This window comes from Pseudomonas sp. 5Vm1k, assembly GCF_056161485.1.
Genome location: NZ_JBSPCZ010000015.1, coordinates 92,551 through 114,276, shown reverse-complemented (window position 1 = coordinate 114,276; position 21,726 = coordinate 92,551). Strand labels below are relative to the sequence as shown.

Sequence of the window (21,726 nt, the reverse complement as noted above, 5' to 3'; positions counted from 1 at the left end):
AGGAGCATGGCTTGCCCGCGAAGGGGCCTTTGGGAACGCCAAAAGCTTCGCGGGCAAGCCTCGCTCCTACAGGCCGTTCGTTTACTTAGTTGTTATACAGATCAATGATCGCGCTGACTGCCTGGGTCTTGACCTTGGAGGCATCGTTACGCGCCTGCTCGATCTTATTCAGGTAAGCCTCATCGACGTCGCCGGTAACGTACTGGCCGTCGAACACTGCGCAATCGAACTTCTCGATCTTGATCTTGCCGCCACCGACTGCTTCGATCAAGTCAGGCAAGTCCTGATAGATCAACCAGTCAGCACCGATCAGATCCGCCACGTCCTGGGTCGAACGGTTGTGGGCGATCAGTTCGTGAGCGCTTGGCATGTCGATGCCGTAGACGTTCGGGTAGCGAACAGCCGGGGCCGCCGAGCAGAAGTAGACGTTTTTCGCGCCAGCTTCGCGGGCCATCTGGATGATCTGCTTGCACGTCGTGCCGCGAACGATCGAGTCATCCACCAGCATCACGTTCTTGCCGCGGAATTCCAGTTCGATGGCGTTGAGCTTCTGGCGTACGGATTTTTTCCGTGCAGCCTGGCCCGGCATGATGAAGGTCCGGCCGATGTAGCGGTTCTTCACGAAGCCTTCGCGGAACTTGACGCCCAAGTGGTTCGCCAGCTCCAGGGCTGCGGTGCGGCTGGTGTCCGGGATCGGGATGACCACGTCGATGTCGTGCTCAGGACGCTCGCGCAGGATCTTCTCGGCGAGTTTCTCGCCCATGCGCAGACGGGCCTTGTAGACCGAAACGCCGTCGATGATCGAGTCCGGACGCGCCAGGTAGACGTGTTCGAAGATGCACGGGGTCAGGGACGGGTTGGTCGCGCACTGACGGGTGTGCAGCTTGCCGTCTTCAGTGATGTAGACCGCTTCGCCCGGTGCCAGGTCGCGAATCAGGGTGAAACCGAGCACGTCCAGGGACACGCTTTCGGAGGCGATCATGTACTCGACGCCTTCGTCGGTGTGACGCTGACCAAAGACGATCGGGCGGATACCGTGCGGGTCGCGGAAACCGACGATGCCGTAGCCGGTAACCATTGCCACGACCGCATAACCACCGACGCAACGGTTGTGCACGTCAGTGACCGCAGCGAACACGTCTTCTTCGGTTGGCTGCAACTTGCCGCGCTGGGCCAGTTCGTGAGCGAACACGTTGAGCAACACTTCCGAATCGGAGTTGGTGTTGACGTGGCGCAGGTCAGATTCGTAAATCTCCTTGGCCAGCTGTTCAACGTTGGTCAGGTTACCGTTGTGCGCCAGGGTAATGCCGTAAGGCGAGTTGACGTAAAACGGTTGGGCTTCGGCCGAAGTCGAGCTGCCCGCGGTCGGGTAACGCACATGGCCAATGCCCATGTGGCCGACCAGGCGCTGCATGTGACGCTGATGGAACACGTCACGCACCAGGCCATTATCCTTGCGCAGGAACAACCGGCCATCATGGCTGGTAACAATACCGGCAGCGTCCTGGCCGCGGTGCTGGAGCACGGTTAGCGCGTCATACAGCGCCTGATTGACGTTCGACTTACCGACGATACCGACGATGCCACACATGCGACGCAACCCCTACTTAATGGATCTGAACTGAACACAACTCACTGAGGCGTTTTGGCCGTCGGCAAGAGATGTTCCTTGAACGGTAGATCAGCGGGTACGCTGATACCGCTGGCAAGCCACTGACTGCTCCACCCCAGAATCAGGTTTTTGGACCAGTCTGCGACCAATAAAAATTTTGGCACGAGCTGTGATTCTTTCCACCAGCCGTCCTGCTGTACCGGCCCCAGGCTCAACAGCCCGACCGCCACGACCACCAGCAACACGCCACGCGCGGCGCCGAAGGCCATGCCGAGGAATCGATCGGTCCCGGACAGCCCGGTGACGCGAACCAACTCGCCGATAAGATAATTGATCATTGCGCCTACGATTAACGTGGCGACAAACATGATGGCGCAGCCCGTGATCACACGGGCCGAAGGCGTTTCGATGTATCCGGCGAGGTACTCGGACAATGAACCACCGAACATCCAGGCGACGACTCCTGCGATGATCCAGGTCACCAGCGATAGTGCTTCTTTGACGAAGCCGCGGCTCAGACTGATCAATGCAGAGATGGCGACGATTGCAACGATCGCCCAGTCAACCCAGGTAAATGGCACAGTGCAGCCTACAGACGGATAAGGCGGCGCATTTTAGCAGAGCCCATGCTTATCGGTAAGCTGCGATTGTCAGTGCATTTCAAATCGGGGCGATAGTATTAGCCGCGCTCAGGCTGGAAACGTACGACAAAACCTTTCAGGTTCTGCTGGCGCCCCAACAAATCACGCAGGCGATCGGCTTCTGCGCGCTCGATCAACGGCCCGACAAACACCCGATTCTTGCCATCGGCAGTCCGGATATAGGCGTTGTAACCCTGGCTGCGCAGGGATTTCTGCAGGCTTTCGGCGCTTGCGCGGCTCGACAGACTGGCCAGTTGCACCGACCAGCTGACCGACAGGCCATTGGCATCGACGCGACTCTGGGTGGTGTCCGGTTTTGCCGGTGCAGCAGCAATCGGCTGAGCTGGCGCTGGTTTAGCGACAGGAGCAGGCGGTGGTGTCACCGGTTTAGCGGCAGGAACCGCAGGTGCTGCCGGCGCAATCGGCATCGAGGGTGCTTGCTGATCGGCGATTTCGTCGTCGCTAGGCACTGGCTCTTGAGGCAGAGCTTGCGGTTCAGGCACCACCACTGGCTCGACCTGCAACTGCGGCACCGAAGGTGCTTGCGGCGCAGACGGTGCCTGCACTGTAACTTGACGCTGTTCGTCCTGACGGGAAAACAGCATCGGCAAGAAAATCACTGCCAGCGCGATCAACACCAAGGCACCGACCATGCGCTGTTTGTACGCCTTATCCAGCAAAGCCATTTGCCGCTTCCTCCGTGGAGCGCCGGGCCAGCCATTCAAGGGCCTCGGCAACACAATAAAATGATCCGAACAACAGAATCTCGTCGTCGCTCGTCGCCAGTGCGCACTGCCCTTCCAGGGCGGCCGCCACACTGCCATAGGACGTTACCGACGCGCCAAGGTTCTGCAAGGCCGCGTGCAAATCCGTAACCGGCCGTGACCGTGGTGAATCCAGCGGCGCGACAGCCCATGACTGGACACTAGCATTCAATTCGCCGACAACACCATCCAGATCCTTGTCCGCCAGCAATCCGAACACCGCCAGGCGCTTGCCCACCGGCGGACGGCTGGCCAGGCGCCGGGCCAGATACTCGGCCGCATGCGGGTTATGCCCCACATCCAGCAACACATTCAGCCGCTTACCCTGCCACTCGAACTGCCGGCGATCGAGGCGACCGACGATTCGCGTGGCCTTCAACGCTTCAATAATCTGCGCATCGACCCACGGCAAACCGAGCAACAGGTAAGCCTGCAACGCCAATGCCGCGTTTTCCATCGGCAGGTCCAGCAACGGCAAATCATGCAGCTCGACCACACACCCTTGAGCGTCAAGGCCGCGCCACTGCCAGTTGTGATCGGTAATGCCGAGGTCGAAATCGCGCCCACGCAGGAAAAACGGGCAAGCCAGCTCGCGCGCTTTGTCCAGCAGGGGTTGGGGAGGATTCAGGTCGCCACAGAGGGCAGGCGCGCCCTGGCGGAAGATACCGGCCTTCTCGAAGGCCACGGACTCACGGGTATTGCCCAGGTAATCGGCATGATCGACGCCAATGCTGGTGACCAGCGCGATGTCGGCATCCACTACGTTGACCGTGTCCAGGCGCCCGCCCAGACCGACTTCCAGCACCACGGCATCGAGACCGGCCTGTTGAAACAGCCAGAATGCCGCCAGGGTGCCCATTTCGAAGTAGGTCAGGGTCGTCTCGCCACGGCCGGCCTCGACCGCAGCAAACGCTTCGCACAATTCGGTGTCAGTGGCTTCGACGCCATTGACCTGCACCCGCTCGTTGTAACGCAGCAGGTGCGGCGAACTGTAGACACCAACGTTCAAGCCCTGGGCCCGCAGCAACGAAGCCACGAACGCACAGGTGGAGCCCTTGCCGTTGGTGCCGGTGACCGTGATCACCCGAGGCGCCGGCTTGCCCAGTCCCATGCGGGACGCTACCTGTTGCGAGCGCTCCAGGCCCATGTCGATGGCCGAAGGGTGCAACTGCTCAAGGTAGGCGAGCCATTCGCCAAGGGTGCGCTCGGTCATATGTTGGAAGGTACCGGTGGAACCACGATTGGCTCGATTGGCGCAGCGACGAATTTCGGCGTCGGCAGGCCCATCATTTGTGCCAGCAGGTTACCCAGGCGCGGACGCAGTTCCTGACGGTGAATGATCATGTCGATCGCGCCGTGTTCCAGCAGGAATTCGCTGCGCTGGAAGCCTTCCGGCAGTTTTTCACGCACGGTTTGCTCGATTACACGTGGACCCGCGAAGCCGATCAGGGCCTTCGGCTCGCCGACGATCACATCGCCGAGCATCGCCAGACTGGCAGAAACGCCGCCGTAGACCGGGTCGGTCAGTACCGAGATGAACGGAATGCCTTCTTCACGCAGACGCGCCAGTACCGCAGAGGTCTTGGCCATTTGCATCAGGGAGATCAGGGCTTCCTGCATCCGCGCACCACCGGAAGCGGCGAAGCAGATCATCGGGCACTTGTTTTCCAGCGCGTAGTTGGCGGCGCGAACGAAGCGCTCACCAACGATGGCGCCCATGGAACCGCCCATGAAGGAGAATTCGAACGCCGACACCACCACCGGCATACCCAGCAGGGTGCCGCTCATGGAGATCAGTGCGTCTTTTTCGCCGGTCGCCTTTTGCGCAGCGGTCAGGCGATCCTTGTACTTCTTGCCGTCGCGGAATTTCAGACGGTCAACCGGCTCCAGGTCCGCGCCCAGTTCGGCACGGCCTTCGGCGTCGAGGAAAATGTCGATACGGGCGCGGGCGCCGATACGCATGTGGTGGTTGCACTTGGGGCAAACGTCCAGGGTCTTTTCCAGCTCCGGACGATACAGCACAGCCTCGCAAGACGGGCATTTGTGCCACAGACCTTCAGGCACCGAGCTCTTCTTGACCTCGGAACGCATGATCGAAGGGATCAGTTTGTCTACTAACCAGTTGCTCATGCTTTCTTTCTCCAGTACCGGCGGCCCGAACGCTTTGGTTCGCAGCCCCGCGTATGCCCTTGAGCTAAATTCATGTGTGTGTGGCGATGATCGATGGGTTGCCGGGTCAGTGAGACTGACCTGCGTACACCCCAAAAACCCTCAGCCGTGCCTGCTTTCGTGCAAGTGAAGTTATGGACGGCGGCAGTTAGCCAGCCGTCACATCACGTACCGCGTTAATGAATGCGCGAATCTTTGCGTGATCCTTGATGCCCTTGCTGGCCTCTACCCCACCGCTGACGTCCACGGCATAAGGCCGAACCCGGGCAATCGCCTCGGCGACGTTTTCGGCATTCAGCCCGCCCGCGAGAATGATCGGTTTGCTCAAGCCTTGCGGTATCAGAGACCAATCGAACGCTTCACCGGTTCCACCCGGCACCCCTTCGACATAAGCATCGAGCAGAATACCGCTGGCACCTGGAAAGGCATCGCATGCCGCCGCAATGTCATCCCCGGCCTTGACCCGCAGCGCCTTGATGTACGGCCGATGCCAGCCTTCGCACTCCGCGGCGGTTTCATCACCGTGAAACTGCAGCAGATCCAGCGGCACCGCGTCGAGGATCTCCCCCAACTCGCAGCGACTGGCATTGACGAACAAACCCACGGTGGTCACGAACGGCGGCAAGGCCTTGATAATCGACCTCGCCTGCTGGAACGTCACCGCCCGTGGGCTTTTGGCGTAAAACACAAACCCGATGGCATCGGCCCCGGCCTCGACTGCTGCCAACGCATCTTCTATGCGGGTAATCCCACAAATCTTGCTGCGAACGGCTGACATGTCGATAGAACCCCAAGGCAAATCCGAGAAAGTCCCGGATGGTAACAAATGCGTTCGAGGGCGTCAGCCGTCAAGTTCGGCGAAACCGGTCAAGAAGTGCGGCCCGATGTAACGCTCGGGCAACTGGAACTCATCGCGGTATTCCACCTGCACCAGATACAGGCCGTACGGGTGCGCCGTCACGCCGCCGGAACGGCGAATGCGGCTCTCCAGCACTTCTTTCATCCACTCCACCGGGCGCTCGCCGGAGCCAATGGTCATCAGTACCCCGGCAATGTTGCGCACCATGTGGTGCAGGAACGCGCTGGCGCGGATATCGAGCACGATCATCTTGCCGTGCCGGGAGACCCGCAGGTGGTGCAACTCCTTGATCGGCGACTTGGCCTGGCACTGCCCGGCGCGAAACGCACTGAAGTCGTGAGTGCCGACCAGGTACTGCGCCGCTTCGGCCATGCGCTCGACGTCCAGCGGACGATGGTTCCAGGTGATTTCTTCGTTCAAGTGCGCCGGGCGGATCTGATCGTTGTAGATCACGTAGCGATAGCGCCGGGCGATGGCCTTGAACCGCGCATGAAAATGCGCCGGCATGACCTGCGCCCAACTGACGCTGACGTCGTGGGGCAAATTGATGTTGGCGCCCATGACCCAGGCTTTCAGCGAACGCTCGACCTTGGTATCGAAATGCACCACCTGGCCGCAGGCATGCACGCCCGCATCAGTACGCCCCGCGCAATGCAGCGACACCGGTGAATCGGCGACTTTGGACAAGGCGTTTTCGAGGGTTTCCTGCACGGTCAGCACGCCAGAGGCCTGACGCTGCCAGCCGCGATAACGCGAGCCTTTGTATTCAACGCCCAACGCGATCCGGAAAAAGCCGTCGGCCGCCATTTCGGCGGCCGGATTATCTATATTTGCCAAGGGGTGACAGCCTGCTGATGTAAGCAAAGGCGGGCATTATAAGGCCGCAGGTCGATGACGCCAGAACTGTGTGGCGTTTGGGTCATTGCATCGCTCCTGCAGACTTCGCTATATAGATAACTACACAACGAAAACACAAAAACCGAGACCTGATGATGACCGCCACACTCAAAGAAGCCGTAGGCCTGGCGTATAGCCTGGAAGGCATGCTCCACGCCAAACGCAAGACCTGGGAAGCCATCGACGAAATGGCCCGTCGCGTCAAACCCGGCATGCTGGAATCCGAGGCCCAGGCGATGAGTCTCGAAGTGCTGAACGAACTGGGCATGGACCGTATCTGGCACCCGTCGAAAATCCGTTTCGGCGACAACACCCTGAAAACCTTCAAACAGCGTTCCGATGGCGATCCGGTGCTGGCTGAAAACGATATTTTCTTTATCGACCTCGGCGTGGTCTGGGACCGCCATGAAGGCGATTCAGGCGCAACCTTCACCGTCGGCAACGATCCCGAAATGAAGGCCTGTGCCGAGGCGGCGAAAACCCTGTTCGACCAAGTTCACGAGTACTGGCGCACGCAGCAGGTAGCGGGCCCGGAACTGTATCGTTATGCCGACAAGCAGGCGGCCGCGATGGGCTGGAAGCTGAACCTGGAGATCAAGGGGCATCGGGTCAGCGATTTCCCCCATGCGATTTATCGTGCGGGGGATTTGGGCAATTTTGAGGATTGCCCGAATGTCGGGTTGTGGATTCTGGAGATCCAGATTGCCCACCCTACCCGGCCGTTTGGTGCGTTTTATGAGGATTTGCTGGCCTGATTAGCGCAGTAGCTCCCCTTGTGGGAGCGGGCTTGCTCGCGAATGCGGTGTGTCAGTCACCATCAATGCTGAATGACACACCGCATTCGCGAGCAAGCCCGCTCCCACAGGGGATTTGCGGTGATGCAGAAACAAAAACGGCAGCCTCAATGGGCTGCCGTTTTGTTTACAACTGACTCAACTATCAAGCCAGGCGCGAAAGCATTTCCTTGGCTTCGCTCTTCTGCCCTGCATCACCCTCGGCCACCACTTCGTTGAGGATGTCTCGGGCGCCGTCGTTGTCGCCCATGTCGATGTAAGCCTGGGCCAGATCGAGTTTGGTGGCGACTTCGTCAGTACCGGAGAGGAAGTCGAACTCCGGCTCGTCAGCCACCGAGGCAGCTGCATCTTCGGCGGTGAAGGTAGGTTCGTTGATGGTCTGGGACAGACGATCCAGCTCGGCGTTGACGTCATCCAGCTCGGTCGCGAACGCATCCTTGGGCTCAGGAACGTCCATTTCGTCCGCCAGGGACAGGTCGAAATCGGCCGGCAGTTCCAAATCATCCAGCGCCGCTTCGTTCACGGTAGGTGCGTCGACAGGAGGCAGGTCTTTGACGCCTTCATCCAGGTCCAGCAGGAAATCGTCTTCGGCCAGGGTCGCTGGCGAAGCATCGCCACCGAGGTCCAGGTCCAGATCGAAGTCCGACAGGTCGTCGAGGTTTTCCTTGATGTCTGTCTGCTGTTGCAACACCGACTCAAAGCTCAGGTCGTCGTCCAGCGGGAATTCGTCCAGCTCGGCCAAGGGTTCCGGTGCCGGTGCCGGAGCAACCACCGCCGGAGAAGCGTTTTCCAGATCATCCAGGCTCAAGTCGAACGCGCTGTCGAGATCATCTTCAGCCACCGGAGCCGGCGCTTCAGGCTCGTCCAGCAGCAGGTCCTTGACGTACTGGGCGTCCAGTTCGGCGGCAATGGCGGCGGCAGCGATACCGCCGGCCGCTGCGAGGGCCATGGCCGGGAAACGGCTTTTCAGCTGTTCGACCTGGGCGAAGTTATCGCCATTGGCCACCAATTGGCGTTCCTGCGCGACGAACGCATCACGATCACCTTGCTGTCCGTAGACTTCCATCAGCTTCAGGCGCAAGTCGCTGCGTTGCGGTTCTTGCTTGATGCCGTCTTCGAGCAACGCGCCGGCCTGATTCAGGCGACCCGCGTTGATGTGCGACTGGGCCTGGCTCAGTACGTCATCATTGCGCTCGGCGGCTGGCGAAACCAGCGGTGCGGCGATCGGCGGAGTGACGATGACCGGCGCAATCACCGGAGCCGGGGCTGGCGGAGGTATTGGCGCCCCTGGCTTAGTGAGCGTCACCGCTGGAGGTGGAACTTCAAGGCCTTCGAAGCTGCTTTCCGGCAAGTCTTGCTCGGGAGAAAACTCCTGCTCTTCAGCCAAGGCGCGCGCCATGCGCAGGTGCTTTTCAGCTTCCTGCTGGGCTTTGCGGCGACGGGCCAGCAGCAACAGCAACAACAGTAGAACGATCGCACCGCCGCCCACCAACCCCAACAGTACCGGGTTGGTCAGCAGGTCGTTGAAGGTCTGATCTTCGGAGGCCGCTGGTTTCGGCTCGATCGGCGTCTCGGTCGGGGCCGGGGTTGCTTGCGGCGCTGTCACGACAGGTGCCGGCACTGCAGGAGACGCAGCGGTCGGTGTTGCCGGAGTTGCCGCCGGCGCAGGCGTCAGCTCAGCCGAGATCACCGGTGCTGCAGCCGTCGCCGCCGGAGCTGCCGGAGCCGCTGCACCCTCAGCCTGCAACTTGGCCAATTGATTGTTTTTCAGTTCGATCAGGCGTTGCAGCTTGTCCAGCTGACTTTGCAGATCGGTCATGCGGCTTTTCAGTTCGGCGTTGTCACGACGGGTCGTGTCGAGGCTTTCCTGGGTCACCGCCAGTTTGTTGCTCAAATTCTTCGCATCACCGGCGGCACCCTTACGGCCCTTGCCGGATTCGGCAGACACCAGGCTCAGCTTGTCTTTCGCTGCCTGGGTCGAAGTGGCATCGGCACTCCCACGCTTGGTGGCATCGAGTTGTTGCTGCCCGGTGCCAGGCTTGGCCACATAACGACGGCCCTGACGCCATGCGGTGTTCTGCGCGGCGACTTCAGCGATGGCCTTGGGTTGCGGCAGGCTGGTGCTTTGCACCTGATCCGGCATGCGCAGGACCTGGCCGGTTTTCAGCAGGTTGATGTTGCCGTTGATAAAGGCATCCGGGTTCAACGCCTGAATCGCCAGCATGGTTTGCTGCACCGAACCGCCATTGCGCGCCTTCGCCGCGATTTCCCACAGGGTATCGCGCGGCGTGGTGGTGTAGGTCGATGGTTTCGTAGCACCGGTGGTTGGCGCGGTCACTGCTTGAGCCGGCGCAGGTTGCGCGGCGGCATCAGCGGTTTGCGGCGAGAATTTGGACGGATCCAGCAGCACGCTGTAATCGCGCAGCAAGCGACCGTTAGGCCACATCACCTGAACCAGGAATTTCACCATCGGTTCGGAAAGCGGTTTGCTGGAGGTCACGCGCAGGATGCTTTTGCCGCTGGCGTTGAGCACCGGAGTGAAGGTCAGGTCGTTGAGAAACGCCTGGCGATCAACCCCGGCCTTGGCGAAATCTTCCGGCGAGGCCAGGCTCGGCACCACTTCTGCAGCGGTGAGGTCCTTGACGTCGAGCAGCTCGATTTCTGCCACCAGGGGCTGGTTCAGCGTCGACTTCAGGGTCAATTCCCCGAGCCCGAGGGCATGCGCCATACCGGAGGACAGCGCCGAGGCGGCCGCTATTGCTAACACCAGTTTGCGAACTTGAACCATAGCCTCATCCTTTGTTTGAACATTCCTCGGCCAGCGAGAAGGTGTTGATAGCCGCTGCCGTAAGGCATTGCGCGCGGCGGCGAAGGGTCGTCGCGCGCGATCATTTCTTTGCTGCCCGGGAAAGCCCCACAGGGTGACTCGCCGTCAAGCACTCCGGCCAAGCATAGCGCTCGGCTAGAATCATTCGACAAATTGTTGCCAAGTATCTTTTACAGCAGGTCTTTTATCAACAATTCAGCCACCTGCACAGCATTGAGCGCGGCGCCTTTGCGTACGTTATCTGACGTCAGCCACAGATTAAGTTCCGACAGGTCGTCGACACCACTGCGAACCCGCCCCACGTAGACCACATCCTGCCCTACCGCGTCACCCACCGCAGTCGGATAATCGCCGGCTTCCACCAGCTCTATGCCCGGTGCGTCTTCCAGGGCGGCGTTGACTTTTGCCAGGTCCACAGCGCTCGATGACTGCAAGGTCACGCTAAAGCTATCGCCAAAAAACACCGGGGCTTGAATGCAAGTTGCGGAAATCTTTAATAAAGGTAGCGCCATGACCTGACGCAACTCACGCACCAGGCGTTTTTCCAGCAGTGTATGACCCTGCTCGTCAGGTTTGCCCACCTGGGCCAGCAGGTTGAACGCCATCTGCCGATCAAAGAACGTCGGTTCCAGCGGACGCACATTCAGCAGCTCGGCGGTTTGGCGGGCCAGTTCGGTCACCGCTTCGCGCCCCTGGGCGGAGACGGCCAGGCTGGCGGTCACGTTGACGCGCTGCAGGTCGATCACTTCGAGCAACGGCGCGAGCACCACGGCCAAGGTGGTGGCCGACGGGCTTGGGCTGCTGACCTGGAATGGCTTTTTCAGACCGGTCAGTACGTGGGCGTTGGCTTCCGGCACGATTTGCGGCGCTTCATCCGCCGACAGTGCGCCGGACAGATCTATCAGCGAACAACCGGCGGCACGGGCACGAGAGGCGAAACTCAGGGTCACCGCAGGGCCGGCGGCGAAGAACACCAACTGAACCTTGCTGAAGTCGAACTCATCAACTTCCCGCACCCGAACGTTCTTGCCGCGAAACGGCACCGAATGCCCGGCGGATTCGCTGCTGGCCAGCAGGTGCAGGTTGGCGACCGGGAAATCCCGCTCTTCGAGAATCTGCACAAGCGTTTCGCCGACAGTACCGGTGGCGCCGATCACGGCAATATCGAAGGACTGGCTCATGGTTCTACCTCTGGCGAAACGGGGGGAGCGGCACTTTACCGGGTGGTAGACGGTGAGGCAATTCGGTTGGGGATTTGTGGCGTTTGTACCGGCCTCTTCGCGAGCAAGCCCGCTCCCACAGGTAACCGCATTCCCATGTGGGAGCGGGCTTGCTCGCGAAGGCGGCCGATCAGGCAACCCATCAGCATCAGGTCGCCGTCCATAAAAAAACCCGCACCTCTTTCAAGGCACGGGTTCTTTCACAGCTTCAACCGATCAACGCTCAAGCAGAATCCGCAGCATGCGACGCAGCGGTTCGGCCGCGCCCCACAGCAGTTGGTCGCCGACGGTGAAGGCGCCAACGTACTGGGTGCCCATGTTCAGCTTGCGCAGACGGCCAACCGGTACGTTCAGGGTGCCGGTGACTTTGTTCGGGCTCAGCTCCTGGATGCTGATGTCGCGGTTGTTCGGCACCAGTTTGACCCAAGGGTTGTGCTGGCTGATCAGCCCTTCGATATCGGCGATCGGCACGTCTTTGTTCAGCTTGATGGTCAGCGCCTGGCTGTGGCAGCGCATGGCGCCGATGCGCACGCAGATGCCGTCCACCGGGATCGGGCTCTTGAAGCGACCGAGGATCTTGTTGGTCTCGGCCTGGGCCTTCCACTCTTCGCGGCTCTGGCCGTTCGGCAGTTCCTTGTCGATCCACGGGATCAGGCTGCCGGCCAGCGGTACGCCGAAGTTTTCGGTCGGGTACGCGTCGCTGCGCATGGCTTCGGCCACACGGCGGTCGATGTCGAGGATGGCGCTGGCCGGGTCGGCCAGTTGATCGGCAACGGCAGCGTGGGTCGCGCCCATTTGCTTGATCAGTTCACGCATGTTCTGCGCGCCGGCACCGGAGGCCGCCTGATACGTCATGGCGCTCATCCACTCCACCAGGCCGGCTTCGAACAGACCGCCCAGACCCATCAGCATCAGGCTGACGGTGCAGTTGCCGCCGATGTAGTTCTTGGTGCCCGCGTCGAGCTGCTGGTCGATGACCTTGCGGTTCACCGGGTCCAGCACGATTACCGCGTCATCCTGCATGCGCAGGCTGGAAGCGGCGTCGATCCAGTAGCCCTGCCAGCCGGCTTCGCGCAGTTTCGGGAAGACTTCGCTGGTGTAGTCGCCACCCTGGCAGGTCAGAATCACGTCGAGGGTTTTCAGCTCTTCAATGCTGTAAGCGTCCTTGAGCGGAGCAATGTCCTTGCCCACGGACGGGCCTTGGCCACCGACATTGGAAGTGGTGAAAAACACCGGCTCGATAAGATCGAAATCCTGCTCTTCCAGCATCCGCTGCATGAGCACGGAACCGACCATACCGCGCCAACCGATCAGACCTACACGTTTCATCGCAACTACACCTTCTTTAAAAAGTGGGCCGCTGCTTTCGAAGTTGAAAGTGGCAGCGGGCCCGAGAGATTACAGATTCCGCAGCGCGGCGACTACTGCGTCACCCATTTCCTGCGTACCGACTTTAGTGCAACCGGTCGACCAGATGTCGCCAGTGCGCAGGCCCTGGTCCAAAACCAGACTGACGGCCTTCTCGATCGCATCGGCCGCATCCTGCAGGTTGAAGCTGTAACGCAGCATCATCGAGACCGACAAAATGGTCGCCAACGGGTTGGCGATGCCTTTGCCCGCGATGTCCGGCGCCGAACCGTGGCACGGCTCGTACATGCCCTTGTTGTTGGTGTCCAGGGACGCCGATGGCAGCATGCCGATGGAGCCGGTGAGCATCGACGCCTGATCGGACAGGATGTCGCCGAACAGGTTGTCGGTGACGATCACGTCGAACTGCTTCGGTGCGCGCACCAGCTGCATCGCGGCGTTGTCGACGTACATGTGGCTCAGTTCGACTTCAGGGTAATCCTTGGCCACTTGCTCGACAATTTCACGCCACAGTTGGCTGGACGCCAGCACGTTAGCCTTGTCCACCGAGCAGAGCTTTTTGCCACGGACCATGGCCATGTCGAAACCGACACGGGCGATGCGACGGATTTCGCTTTCGCTGTACGGCAGGGTGTCGTAAGCCTGACGCTCGCCGTTTTCCAGGGTACGGGTGCCGCGTGGCGCGCCGAAGTAAATGCCGCCGGTCAGTTCACGGACGATCAGGATGTCCAGGCCAGCCACAATTTCAGGCTTCAGGCTCGACGCCTCAGCGAGTTGCGGGTACAGGATCGCCGGACGCAGGTTGCCGAACAGGCCCAGTTGCGCACGAATCTTCAGCAGACCGCGCTCAGGGCGAATGTCACGCTCGATGGTGTCCCATTTCGGGCCACCCACGGCGCCCAGCAGTACCGCGTCAGCAGCGCGAGCGCGATCCAGGGTTTCGTCGGCCAACGGCACGCCGTGCTTGTCGATGGCGGCGCCACCGATCACGTCGTGGCTCAGCTCGAAGCCCAGGCTGTACTTGGTGTTGGCCAGTTCCAGCACCTTGACTGCTTCGGCCATGATTTCCGGGCCAATACCGTCACCTGGGAGAATCAGAATCTGCTTGCTCATGCTTTCCTCATGTCATCAGTCGGCGCGCCCATGGGCACGCCCGGAAAAAGTCTATCGCTCGACGCTTATCGTTCAGCCATCAGTACCAGCACATCTGTACTGAACGAACCATCGGCCTCAATCTCAAAATATTCGCGTACTTCATTGCCCATCGATTGCTGCAACTCGCGGATTGCCGCGCGCATCACTTCGGGTGTGCGCATGCGCTCGACCCACGAGGTGTATTCCAGGCGCAGCCGCTGGCGGGTGGTGCTACGGGTATGCAACCCCGCTTCGCTGACTTGGCGCAACCACTCGCCGGCAGAATAATCGCGCACATGGCTGGTGTCGCGCAGCACTTCAACGCTTTGCAGGTAGGTGTCGAACAACGGACTGCCTGGCGACAGCACGTCGACAAACGCCGCCACGCCACCCGGCTTCAGCACCCGGCGCACTTCCCGCAAAGCCAGGCCGAGATCGCTCCAATGGTGCGCCGAATAACGGCTGAACACGAAGTCGAACTCGCCATCGGCGAACGGCAGGCGCTCGGCGGCACCATTGACCGTGGTGACATTGCTGAAACCACGATCAATCGCTGCCGCAGCCACCACGTCGAGCATTTGCTGGGACAGGTCGTAGGCCACCACTTCTTTCACCAGCGAGGCCACGTGAAAACTCACGTGCCCGGCGCCGCAACCCAGGTCCAGCACGCGGGCATTGCCCTGCCCGGCCAGTTCAGCCTGTAGCAATGCGAATTCGGTGCCTTGAGCGTGTACGGCGCTGCTCAGGTAGGCCGAGGCCTGTTCACCGAATTGCTTTTGTACGACTTGGCTGTGCTGGGCGGTGCTGGTCATGGGGACTTCCTTTTGGGTTGCGGGTTTTAAGATCAAAAGATCGCAGCCTTCGGCAGCTCCTACAGGTGTATGCCGCCCCATGTAGGAGCTGCCGGAGGCTGCGATCTTTTCAACGGTCACCTCAAAACATCAAACGTCGCGAAACAACCACGGCTGGCTCGCCCGGTGCTTGCTTTCAAACGACGCAATCGCCTCGTGGTCCATCAATGTCAGACCGATATCGTCAAGACCATTCACCAGGCAATGCTTGCGGAATTCATCCAGCTCAAAGCTGTAGACCTTGCCATCCGGCCGGGTCACGGTCTGGGCTTGCAGATCAACCGTCAACTGGTAGCCCGGATTCGCTTCAACCTGCTGGAACAACTCATCAACCTCAGCGTCGCTCAAGATGATCGGCAGCAAGCCGTTCTTGAAGCTGTTGTTGTAGAAGATGTCGGCATAGCTCGGCGCGATAATGCTGCGGAAACCGTATTCTTCCAGGGCCCACGGCGCGTGTTCACGGCTGGAGCCGCAACCGAAGTTTTCCCGGGCCAGCAACACGCTGGCGCCTTGATAACGTTCGGCGTTGAGCACGAAATCCTTGTTCAGCGGACGCTTGGAGTTGTCCTGGTAGGCATAGCCCACGTCCAGGTAGCGCCACTCGTCAAACAGGTTCGGACCAAAACCGGTGCGCTTGATCGACTTCAGAAACTGCTTCGGAATGATCTGGTCGGTGTCGACGTTGGCCCGGTCCAATGGCGCGACCAAACCGGTGTGTTGGGTAAAAGCTCTCATGTGCGGTTCCTCAGATCAGTTCGCGAACGTCGATGAAACGACCGTTGACGGCAGCCGCCGCGGCCATGGCCGGGCTTACCAGGTGCGTACGGCCACCGGCGCCCTGACGCCCTTCGAAGTTGCGGTTGGAGGTCGAGGCGCAATGCTCGCCCGATTCCAAACGGTCCGGGTTCATCGCCAGGCACATCGAGCAACCCGGTTCACGCCACTCGAAACCGGCTTCGAGGAAAATCTTGTCCAGGCCTTCAGCCTCGGCTTGCGCCTTCACCAGGCCCGAGCCCGGCACCACGATGGCTTGCTTGATCGTCGAAGCGACTTTGCGGCCCTTGGCGATGACTGCCGCGGCGCGCAGGTCTTCGATCCGCGAGTTGGTGCAGGAACCGATGAATACGCGGTCCAGCTGAATATCGGTGATCGCCTGATTGGCGCTCAAACCCATGTATTTCAAGGCGCGCTCGATGGAACCGCGCTTGACCAGGTCCATTTCCTTCGCCGGGTCCGGCACGTTCTGATCAACGGCCAAAACCATCTCGGGCGAAGTGCCCCAGCTGACTTGTGGCTTGATCTGGGTCGCGTCGAGCTTAACCACGGTGTCAAACACCGCATCGGTGTCGGAAACCAGGTCTTTCCAGGCTTCGACCGCCATGTCCCATTCCGCGCCTTTCGGGGCGAACGGACGGCCCTTGACGTATTCCACGGTTTTTTCGTCCGCAGCCACCAGACCTACGCGAGCGCCGGCCTCGATGGACATGTTGCAGATGGTCATGCGGCCTTCGATGGACAAGTCGCGAATCGCGCTGCCAGCGAACTCGATGGCGTGGCCGTTACCGCCGGCGGTGCCGATCTTGCCGATCACCGCCAGGACGATGTCCTTGGCGGTCACGCCGAACGGCAATTTGCCTTCGACCGACACCAGCATGTTTTTCATTTTCTTGGCGACCAGGCACTGCGTGGCGAACACATGCTCAACCTCGGAAGTGCCGATGCCGTGGGCCAACGCGCCGAATGCGCCGTGGGTCGAGGTGTGCGAGTCGCCGCAGACCACGGTCATGCCCGGCAAGGTAGCGCCCTGCTCTGGGCCGATTACGTGAACGATGCCCTGACGCACGTCATTCATTTTGAATTCGGTGATGCCATATTCGTCGCAGTAGTCATCGAGGGTCTGAACCTGCAAACGCGAGACCTGGTCGGTAATCGCTTCGATGCCGCCCTTGCGATCCGGAGTGGTCGGCACGTTATGGTCCGGGGTGGCGATGATCGAGTCGACACGCCAAGGCTTGCGCCCGGCCAGGCGCAGGCCTTCGAAAGCTTGGGGCGAAGTCACTTCATGGATGATGTGGCGGTCGATATAGATCAGCGACGACCCATCGTCGCGCCGTTTCACTTCATGGGAATCCCAGAGCTTGTCGTAAAGCGTTTTGCCGGCCATCAGACGGTCCTCATCAGCTTGTTTCTATTTTCTATGCCTTGGGTTGTGCAGCAGTTCAATAACCCCTTGGCTTGTGAGGTCGATCCTAGGGGGTTACATTAAATAACTCAAATTCATATTTTTTATGCTTTGGATAACCAACTGGAATACATGAATGGATCTGGCCAACCTCAACGCTTTTATCGCGATTGCCGAGACCGGGAGTTTCTCTGGTGCCGGTGAACGCCTGCACCTGACCCAACCGGCCATCAGCAAGCGCATCGCCGGGCTGGAACAGCAATTAAAAGTGCGACTGTTTGATCGCCTGGGCCGTGAAGTCGGCCTGACTGAAGCCGGCCGCGCCCTGCTGCCTCGGGCTTATCAGATTCTGAACGTGCTGGACGACACTCGTCGCGCCTTGACCAACCTGACCGGCGAAGTGAGCGGCCGTCTGACCCTGGCCACCAGTCACCACATCGGCCTGCACCGCTTGCCGCCGTTATTACGGGAATTCACCCGTCGCTACCCACAAGTGGCGCTGGATATTCAGTTCCTCGATTCGGAAGTAGCCTACGAAGAAATCCTCCATGGCCGCGCCGAACTGGCGGTTATCACCCTGGCGCCGGAGCCCCACGCGCTGGTCAAGGCCACACCCGTGTGGGACGACCCGCTGGATTTCGTGGTGGCCCCGGAGCATTCGCTGATCAACAATGGCCCGGTCACCCTGGCGGACATTGCCCTGCACCCGGCGGTTTTCCCCGGCGGCAACACCTTTACTCACCACATCGTCCAGCGCCTGTTCGAGGCTCAGGGCCTGACGCCGAACATCGCCATGAGCACCAATTATCTGGAAACCATCAAGATGATGGTCTCGATTGGCCTGGCCTGGAGCGTTTTGCCGCGCACCATGCTCGATGAACAGGTGGCGCGGATACCTTTGCCGGGCATACAGCTCACTCGCCAGCTAGGCTATATCCTGCACACGGAAAGGACGCTTTCGAATGCGGCACGTGCCTTTATGGCCCTGCTGGACGCACAAATTGATCTGCCAGGGACCCACGGCTAACCTGTGCTACTCCTATAGAGCTGCAAAACCCCGTGCCTAACGCCCCATTCAGCCCAAGGCCTGCTGCCAATGCCCAAATCTGTTGACCGTATTCCGCCGATGCCGCGTATTCAGGCCATTGACCCGCAGCGGTCCGAGCAGAGCTGGGAAAGCGCGCCGCAGTTGTTGGCCGCTCTGAACGGTGCGCGTCTGGGGGCCTGGTATTGGGACATCGAACGCGGGCAGATCAGTTGGTCCCGGGGCACGCAGGCGCTGTTCGGCTTCGACCCCAAGCAACCCTTGCCGGCGGACCTCGAATACCTTGACCTGCTGCCACCTGAGGATCGGGCGAAAACCATTCGCGCGTTCCATCAGGTCATTGCCGGCGCACCGCTGGAACAAGCGATGCATCACCGCATCCGCTGGCCCGACGGCAGCCTGCACTGGCTGGAGATCAATGGCAGCCTGTTGCCGGACAAACACGGCCGGCCGCGAATGATCGGGGTGATTCGTGAAATCACCCACCAGCGTCAACGGGAACAAGCCCTGAGCAGTTCGGAAAAGCGCTTCGCCACGCTGTTCCACCTGTGCCCGAACATGGTGCTGCTGACCCGCCAGGAAGACGGCCTGATCAGCGAGGCCAATCAGTATTTCGAGAGTCTGTTCGGCTGGCCGGTGCAAAGCGCGATTGGCCGCACCACCCTGGAGCTGGGCCTGTGGGTGCATCCCGAACAACGCGAGGTGCTGGTCAAGGCCACCAAGGCCAAGGGCGAACTGATCAGCATGGAAGTGCAGTTTCGCGCCAGCAATGGCCAGGTCCACGATGGCATCCTCAGCGCACAAAAAGTCGAGCTCGAAGGCCAGCCTTACTTGCTGAGTACCTTCCTCGACACCACCGAACGCAAAGCCGCCGAGCACGCGCTCAAGGACAGCCAGGAGCGCCTTGATCTGGCCCTGGATTCGGCGCAACTCGGCACCTGGGACTGGCACATTCCCAGCGGCATGCTCTACGGCTCGGCGCGGGCAGCGCAGTTACACGGCCTGGACCCCAAGCCGTTCCATGAATCCTTCGATGAGTTCTTCGAAGGTGTGCCTGGCGAAGAACGCAGCAGCATGCGCAATGCCTACCGCAGCCTGCGCGAAGGCCCGGCCGGCAATTATCAGCTGACCTACCGCGTGCAATTGCCCGACGGCAGTTCGCGCTTCCTGGAAAGCCGTGCGCGGCTCTATCGCGATGAAAACGGCCAGCCGTTGCGCATGGCCGGCACCCTGCTGGACATCACCGATCAGGTCGAACGCGAGCAGCAACTGGTGGCCTCCGAGGAGAAATTCGCCACGCTGTTCCAGGTCAGCCCGGACCCGATCTGCGTTACCCGCCAGGACAGCGGCCAATTCATCGAGATCAACTCCAGTTTCACCCAGATCTTTGGCTGGACCACCGACGACGTGATCGGCCGCAGCGCCGATGAAATCGGCCTGTGGGACGCTTCAGCGAAAAGCCTGCAACGGATCGAACAGGTGATCCGCGAACAAGGCCTGAGCAACGTCGCGATCCTCGTTCAGCACAAGGACGGGCAAACCCTGACCTGCGTGATTTCCAGCCGGCAGATCAGCGTCGGCGAACAACCGTGCATCGTCACCACCCTGCGCGACATCACCCAGCAACAGCGCTCGGAAGCGGCGCTCAAGGCCAGCGAAGAGAAATTCGCCAAGGCGTTCCACTCCAGCCCCGACGCCATCACCATTACCGAACGTGATACCGGGCGCTATCTGGAGGTCAACGACGGCTTCTGTCGCCTGACCGGTTATCGCGCCGATGAAGTGGTGGGTAAAACCGTGTACCAGGTCGGTATCTGGGCCGAAGAGAAACAACGTTCGGCGCTGCTGGCCGAGTTGCAAATCAAGGGCCGCGTGCACCATCAGGAGATGCTCGGGCGCAATAAACGCGGGGACCTGCTCACCGTCGAAGTCTCGGTCGAACCGATCACCCTCAACGAAACCGCCTGCCTGCTGCTGACCGCCCGAGACGTCAGCCTGCTGAAAAACGCCGAAGCGCAGATCCGCCACTTGGCCTACCACGACCCACTGACCAACCTGCCCAACCGCGCGCTGCTGATGGATCGCCTGAGCCAGCAGATTGCCCTGCTCAAGCGCCACAACCTGCGTGGCGCCTTGATGTTTCTCGACCTCGACCACTTCAAACACATCAACGATTCCCTCGGCCACCCGGTGGGCGACACGGTGCTGAAGATCATCACCGCGCGGCTCGAAGCCAGCGTGCGTATGGAAGACACCGTGGCGCGGCTGGGCGGTGACGAGTTCGTGGTGCTGCTCAGTGGGCTGGAAGGTTCGCGCAGCGAAGTCAGCGAACAGGTTCGGGACCTCGCGGATACCTTGCGCGAATTGCTCTCGGAACCGATGTTCCTCGACGGCCAGCGCCTGCAAGTCACGCCGAGCATTGGCATCGCGCTGATTCCTGACCACGGCTCAACCCCGACGGACCTGCTCAAGCGCGCCGACATTGCCCTGTACCGGGCCAAGGATTCGGGGCGCAACACCACGCAGATGTATCACAACACCATGCAGAAGGCCGCCAGTGAACGGTTGCGCATGGAAACCGACCTGCGCCTGGCCCTTTCCCGGGGCGAATTCAGCGTGCATTACCAGCCGCAAGTGGACGCCCAGGACAACCGCATCATCGGCGCCGAAGCCCTGGTGCGCTGGAACCACCCGGAACTGGGTGCGCAATCGCCCACCGAATTCATCAAGGTCCTGGAAGACAGCGGGCTGATTCTGGAAGTCGGCACCTGGATCCTCGACGAAGCCTGCGATGCCTTCAAACAATTGATCGCCAAGGGCTTGATCGACCCGCTCAATTTCAGCCTGTGCGTGAACATCAGCCCGCGACAATTCCGCCAGAACGACTTCGTCGAACGCATCGAACGCAGCCTGAGCAGCCATGGCCTGCCCTGCTCGTTGCTGAAACTGGAAATCACCGAAGGCATCGTCATCCAGAACCTGGAAGACACCATCAACAAAATGCGTCGCCTGAAAAAACTCGGCGTGAGCTTTGCGATGGACGACTTCGGCACTGGCTATTCCTCGCTGACCTACCTCAAGCGCCTGCCGGTGGACACGCTGAAAATCGACCAGTCGTTTATCCGCGACGCCACCACCGACCCCAACGACGCCGAAATCATCCGCGCCATCGTCGCCATGGCCCGCAGCCTGGAACTGGAAGTGATTGCCGAAGGGGTTGAGACGCCGGAGCAGCTGGAATTTCTGCAAGGTCTGGGTTGCCATTTGTACCAGGGGTATTTGCACAGCCGGCCGTTGCCGGTGGAAGGGTTTCTAAAACTCCTGAAATAACGCGTGCCCCTGTAGGAGCTGCCGAAGGCTGCG

General features: G+C 60.5%; 17 protein-coding genes. 3 read left to right on the top strand and 14 right to left on the bottom strand.

Annotation, left to right across the window (positions count from 1 at the left end; genetic code table 11):
• Positions 1-85: 85 nt before the first annotated feature.
• From purF to truA, 7 genes are all read right to left on the bottom strand, one after another.
• On the bottom strand, positions 86-1,591 hold the full coding sequence (gene purF / locus ACWIKB_RS25375; protein ID WP_010456022.1) for an amidophosphoribosyltransferase: 1,506 nt from the start codon (positions 1,589-1,591) through the stop codon (positions 86-88).
• Positions 1,592-1,632: 41 nt separating this feature from the next.
• On the bottom strand, positions 1,633-2,193 hold the full coding sequence (locus ACWIKB_RS25370) for a CvpA family protein (protein ID WP_475270241.1): 561 nt from the start codon (positions 2,191-2,193) through the stop codon (positions 1,633-1,635).
• 98 nt (positions 2,194-2,291) lie between these two features.
• Positions 2,292-2,939 (bottom strand): SPOR domain-containing protein, encoded by a 648-nt coding sequence (locus ACWIKB_RS25365; RefSeq protein ID WP_475270240.1) that lies wholly within the window; start codon positions 2,937-2,939, stop codon positions 2,292-2,294.
• Positions 2,923-4,230, bottom strand: coding sequence for a bifunctional tetrahydrofolate synthase/dihydrofolate synthase (gene folC, locus ACWIKB_RS25360; protein ID WP_475270239.1), 1,308 nt, complete (start codon positions 4,228-4,230; stop codon positions 2,923-2,925). The genes ACWIKB_RS25365 and folC overlap by 17 nt, the downstream gene beginning before the upstream one ends.
• A complete protein-coding gene (gene accD / locus ACWIKB_RS25355) occupies positions 4,227-5,147 on the bottom strand; it encodes an acetyl-CoA carboxylase, carboxyltransferase subunit beta (protein ID WP_475270238.1) in 921 nt (306 codons plus the stop codon). Before accD ends, folC begins: the two co-directional genes overlap by 4 nt.
• 187 nt (positions 5,148-5,334) lie before the next feature.
• Entirely contained in the window at positions 5,335-5,964 is a 630-nt protein-coding gene (locus ACWIKB_RS25350; RefSeq protein ID WP_475270237.1) for a phosphoribosylanthranilate isomerase, read from the bottom strand.
• A gap of 63 nt (positions 5,965-6,027) precedes the next feature.
• Positions 6,028-6,852: a tRNA pseudouridine(38-40) synthase TruA gene (truA, locus tag ACWIKB_RS25345; RefSeq protein ID WP_475270303.1), complete on the bottom strand. Its 825-nt coding sequence runs from the start codon at positions 6,850-6,852 to the stop codon at positions 6,028-6,030.
• Positions 6,853-7,037: 185 nt separating this feature from the next.
• On the opposite strand from truA, the gene ACWIKB_RS25340 reads away from it, so the two are divergent.
• Positions 7,038-7,697, top strand: a complete 660-nt coding sequence (locus tag ACWIKB_RS25340; RefSeq protein ID WP_475270302.1) for a M24 family metallopeptidase — start codon at positions 7,038-7,040, stop codon at positions 7,695-7,697.
• 184 nt (positions 7,698-7,881) lie between these two features.
• Here the strand turns inward: ACWIKB_RS25340 and ACWIKB_RS25335 are convergent, their stop codons facing one another.
• From ACWIKB_RS25335 to leuC, 7 genes are all read right to left on the bottom strand, one after another.
• Positions 7,882-10,524 (bottom strand): motility hub landmark protein FimV, encoded by a 2,643-nt coding sequence (locus tag ACWIKB_RS25335; protein WP_475270236.1) that lies wholly within the window; start codon positions 10,522-10,524, stop codon positions 7,882-7,884.
• A gap of 209 nt (positions 10,525-10,733) precedes the next feature.
• On the bottom strand, positions 10,734-11,744 hold the full coding sequence (locus ACWIKB_RS25330; protein WP_475270235.1) for an aspartate-semialdehyde dehydrogenase: 1,011 nt from the start codon (positions 11,742-11,744) through the stop codon (positions 10,734-10,736).
• Positions 11,745-11,999: 255 nt separating this feature from the next.
• Entirely contained in the window at positions 12,000-13,112 is a 1,113-nt protein-coding gene (gene asd / locus ACWIKB_RS25325; protein WP_475270234.1) for an aspartate-semialdehyde dehydrogenase, read from the bottom strand.
• Positions 13,113-13,181: 69 nt separating this feature from the next.
• A complete protein-coding gene (gene leuB / locus ACWIKB_RS25320; RefSeq protein ID WP_475270233.1) occupies positions 13,182-14,264 on the bottom strand; it encodes a 3-isopropylmalate dehydrogenase in 1,083 nt (360 codons plus the stop codon).
• 65 nt (positions 14,265-14,329) lie between these two features.
• Positions 14,330-15,097 (bottom strand): class I SAM-dependent methyltransferase, encoded by a 768-nt coding sequence (locus ACWIKB_RS25315; RefSeq protein WP_475270232.1) that lies wholly within the window; start codon positions 15,095-15,097, stop codon positions 14,330-14,332.
• 129 nt (positions 15,098-15,226) lie between these two features.
• A complete protein-coding gene (gene leuD, locus ACWIKB_RS25310; RefSeq protein ID WP_475270231.1) occupies positions 15,227-15,871 on the bottom strand; it encodes a 3-isopropylmalate dehydratase small subunit in 645 nt (214 codons plus the stop codon).
• A gap of 10 nt (positions 15,872-15,881) precedes the next feature.
• A complete protein-coding gene (gene leuC, locus ACWIKB_RS25305; protein WP_054052917.1) occupies positions 15,882-17,300 on the bottom strand; it encodes a 3-isopropylmalate dehydratase large subunit in 1,419 nt (472 codons plus the stop codon).
• 154 nt (positions 17,301-17,454) lie between these two features.
• Here leuC and ACWIKB_RS25300 point away from each other — a divergent pair, with 154 nt between their 5' ends.
• Together ACWIKB_RS25300 and ACWIKB_RS25295 are read left to right on the top strand one after the other, a co-directional pair.
• Positions 17,455-18,345, top strand: a complete 891-nt coding sequence (locus ACWIKB_RS25300) for a LysR family transcriptional regulator (protein WP_475270230.1) — start codon at positions 17,455-17,457, stop codon at positions 18,343-18,345.
• A 69-nt stretch (positions 18,346-18,414) separates the two neighbouring features.
• Entirely contained in the window at positions 18,415-21,693 is a 3,279-nt protein-coding gene (locus tag ACWIKB_RS25295) for a sensor domain-containing protein (RefSeq protein ID WP_475270229.1), read from the top strand.
• Positions 21,694-21,726: the final 33 nt, after the last annotated feature.

Bases quoted from the DNA above. Each gene is read 5' to 3' on its own strand.
- purF (WP_010456022.1), bottom strand. From the start codon at position 1,591: ATGTGTGGCATCGTCGGTATCGTCGGTAAGTCGAACGTCAATCAGGCG.
- ACWIKB_RS25365 (WP_475270240.1), bottom strand. From the start codon at position 2,939: ATGGCTTTGCTGGATAAGGCGTACAAACAGCGCATGGTCGGTGCCTTG.
- folC (WP_475270239.1), bottom strand. From the start codon at position 4,230: ATGACCGAGCGCACCCTTGGCGAATGGCTCGCCTACCTTGAGCAGTTG.
- accD (WP_475270238.1), bottom strand. From the start codon at position 5,147: ATGAGCAACTGGTTAGTAGACAAACTGATCCCTTCGATCATGCGTTCC.
- ACWIKB_RS25350 (WP_475270237.1), bottom strand. From the start codon at position 5,964: ATGTCAGCCGTTCGCAGCAAGATTTGTGGGATTACCCGCATAGAAGAT.
- truA (WP_475270303.1), bottom strand. From the start codon at position 6,852: ATGGCGGCCGACGGCTTTTTCCGGATCGCGTTGGGCGTTGAATACAAA.
- ACWIKB_RS25340 (WP_475270302.1), top strand. From the start codon at position 7,038: ATGACCGCCACACTCAAAGAAGCCGTAGGCCTGGCGTATAGCCTGGAA.
- ACWIKB_RS25335 (WP_475270236.1), bottom strand. From the start codon at position 10,524: ATGGTTCAAGTTCGCAAACTGGTGTTAGCAATAGCGGCCGCCTCGGCG.
- ACWIKB_RS25330 (WP_475270235.1), bottom strand. From the start codon at position 11,744: ATGAGCCAGTCCTTCGATATTGCCGTGATCGGCGCCACCGGTACTGTC.
- asd (WP_475270234.1), bottom strand. From the start codon at position 13,112: ATGAAACGTGTAGGTCTGATCGGTTGGCGCGGTATGGTCGGTTCCGTG.
- leuB (WP_475270233.1), bottom strand. From the start codon at position 14,264: ATGAGCAAGCAGATTCTGATTCTCCCAGGTGACGGTATTGGCCCGGAA.
- ACWIKB_RS25315 (WP_475270232.1), bottom strand. From the start codon at position 15,097: ATGACCAGCACCGCCCAGCACAGCCAAGTCGTACAAAAGCAATTCGGT.
- leuD (WP_475270231.1), bottom strand. From the start codon at position 15,871: ATGAGAGCTTTTACCCAACACACCGGTTTGGTCGCGCCATTGGACCGG.
- leuC (WP_054052917.1), bottom strand. From the start codon at position 17,300: ATGGCCGGCAAAACGCTTTACGACAAGCTCTGGGATTCCCATGAAGTG.
- ACWIKB_RS25300 (WP_475270230.1), top strand. From the start codon at position 17,455: ATGGATCTGGCCAACCTCAACGCTTTTATCGCGATTGCCGAGACCGGG.
- ACWIKB_RS25295 (WP_475270229.1), top strand. From the start codon at position 18,415: ATGCCCAAATCTGTTGACCGTATTCCGCCGATGCCGCGTATTCAGGCC.